The organism is Psychrobacter sp. FME13 (genome assembly GCF_014861395.1).
GTDB lineage: Bacteria > Pseudomonadota > Gammaproteobacteria > Pseudomonadales > Moraxellaceae > Psychrobacter.
This window is the reverse complement of sequence record NZ_RRYV01000371.1, coordinates 1-600: the sequence shown is the minus strand read 5'-3', so window position 1 is coordinate 600 and position 600 is coordinate 1. Positions and strand designations below refer to the sequence as shown.

The following is a 600-nucleotide window of genomic DNA, read 5'->3' as shown; positions in this document are numbered from 1 at the left end:
ATGAGCGTCAAACTCAGGTTTGAATTGCTGATAAAAGTCGTCAATATGGCAGTATTGAACCGCCCCGACTATATCGGAGAGTGGATTGCTTGAGTCAGGCAGCTTTGTCTGACTCACAAAGACTATCATAGTATCGTCTCTCAAACTCAAAAGGCGACACATAGCCAATCGTACTATGAATGCGAGTTTTGTTAAACCAATCGACCCATTCAAGGGTTGCTAATTCAACATCACTCACACCTTGCCACTGCTGTTTTAAATATTCAATCACCTCCGTTTTATAAAGTCCGTTAACCGTTTCAGCCAACGCATTATCGTATGAATCACCTGTCGTGCCAACAGATGCAATGACGCCAGAATCAGCCATCTTATCAGTATAGCGAATGGATAAGTACTGAACGCCGCGATCACTATGATGAATCACATCTTTAGGATGGTTTCTGTCTGCAATGGCTTGGTTTAGTGCTGCCATCACCATATCAGTGTTCATACGATCTGATACTTTCCAGCCAACGATAGCGCGAGCAAATACATCAATGATAAAGGCGGTATATACCCAGCCGCTAGTTGTTTTTATATAGGTGAAGTCAGCTACCCATA

At 42.8% G+C, this 600-nt stretch carries 1 protein-coding gene; it reads right to left on the bottom strand.

Going from position 1 to position 600, the window contains the following annotated elements:
* Positions 1–94 precede the first annotated feature (94 nt).
* Positions 95–600, bottom strand: a 506-nt coding sequence (locus EI164_RS16640; protein ID WP_192521062.1) for an IS3 family transposase, incomplete at its 5' end; no start/stop codon positions are given.